Here is a 552-nt window from a genome sequence, read left to right as displayed (position 1 = left end):
CGAGACCGTGGATGTCAGGCAGATTGACCAGCAGCGCCGCGATGCTCTGCCCGCCCGCGGTCAGGCCGAATTCATTGGCCTGCTTCAGCGAGTTCATCATGTCGGCGCCGGCATTGGCGAGGCCGACCACCTGCGACTTCGAGGCCTGGGCCTGCAGCAGGAAGGACGAGAAGTCCGGCGTGTTGAGCGGTGCACGTGCGGCACCCAGCACCGTGCCGCCATTGGCGAGCACGACCTTGGAGGCTTCTGCCTCGAGCGCCTGGCCGAAGCTGTAGTCCGCGGTCAGGAAGAACCAGCTCTTGAGGCCCTTCTTCACCAGGGGCGCCGTGGCGACATTCGCCAGCGCGTAATTGTCATAAGCCCAGTGGACGCCGTTCGGCGAACAGGCCTTGCCGGTGAGATCAGGCGTGCCGGGACCGGTGGCGAGGAACACCTTGTCCTTTTCGCGGGGCAGCTGCTGCACCGCGAGCGCGACGCCCGACGAGACCACCTCGGTGATCGCATCGACGCCTTCGGTGTCGTACCAGCGCCGCGCCACGCCGAGACCGACAT

Annotated in this window: 1 protein-coding gene; it reads right to left on the bottom strand. The window is 66.5% G+C overall.

Features of this window, described 5'->3' with window-relative positions; genetic code table 11:
- A partial coding sequence (locus AACY45_RS27685; RefSeq protein WP_339548655.1) for an ABC transporter substrate-binding protein occupies nt 1-552 on the bottom strand: 552 nt, incomplete at both ends.

The organism is Pseudomonas sp. RA_35y_Pfl2_P32 (genome assembly GCF_963970735.1).
Classification (GTDB): Bacteria; Pseudomonadota; Gammaproteobacteria; order Pseudomonadales; family Pseudomonadaceae; genus Aquipseudomonas.
Note: the sequence above shows the minus strand (reverse complement) of the source record. Positions and strands in the feature narration are given on the sequence as shown.